The sequence below is a fragment of the Mesorhizobium sp. M1E.F.Ca.ET.063.01.1.1 genome (assembly GCF_003998155.1).
Taxonomy (GTDB): Bacteria; Pseudomonadota; Alphaproteobacteria; order Rhizobiales; family Rhizobiaceae; genus Mesorhizobium.
The window spans coordinates 1-829 of record NZ_RZSC01001338.1 but is presented as its reverse complement, the minus strand read 5'-3'; the positions used below and the strand labels follow the sequence as shown (position 1 = coordinate 829).

General features: G+C 64.7%; 1 protein-coding gene. It reads right to left on the bottom strand.

The window, feature by feature from the left end; translation table 11 throughout:
* Positions 1-829 (bottom strand): helix-hairpin-helix domain-containing protein (locus EOA29_RS38405; RefSeq protein ID WP_281061147.1); only part of this gene is annotated, 829 nt, incomplete at both ends.

Sequence of the window (829 nt, the reverse complement as noted above, 5' to 3'; positions counted from 1 at the left end):
GCGCGAGCAACGCATCGAGCACGTCGTCGTTGCGCTCGTTGCCGAAAAAGTCGCGCAGCGCGCCGATCACCGTGTCGCCAATGCCGTTGATCGACGGAAAGACGTCATGCGGATTCTCCGCCTTCGCCGTCTCCTTGCCGACGCGGATCAGTTCTTCGATGGTCGAGAACTGGCGGGCAAGCACAGCCGCGGTGGTCTCGCCGATATGGCGTATGCCGAGCGCGAAGATGAAGCGGTCGAGTTCCGGCTCGCGGCGCGCATCGATTGCCGCGAACAGCTTGTCGAGACCCTCGTAATTGCGCTCCTCGACGCTGCGCACATTCTTGCGCGTCTTGCCGGATGCCTCCTCGCGCAGTCTTGCCTGCTCCTCGCGCCGCTCGGCCAGCGCCTTGGTGACGGCCGGCCGGCGATCCTTCAGCGTGAAGATGTCGGCCGCGGTCTTGACCAACCCCGCATTGAAGAAGAGGTCGATGTTCTCGGCGCCCAACCCTTCGATATCGAGCGCGCCGCGCGACACGAAGTGGCGCAGCCCTTCCACCGCCTGCGCCGGGCAGATCAGTTCGCCGGTGCAGCGGCGGCGTGAATCCTCCTTGCCGGTCTTTTCGTTGATCTCGCGCGTCGCCGGCGATCCGCAGACCGGACAGGTGTGCGGGAATTCGTAAGGCACCGCATCGGCCGGACGTTTGTCGATGACGACGCTGACGATCTGCGGGATGACGTCCCCTGCCCGCTGGATCACCACCGTGTCGCCGATGCGGACATCGATGCCGTCGCGGATCGGCTGGCCGTTGCTGTCGAAGCCTTTGATGTAGTCTTCGTTGTGCAGCGT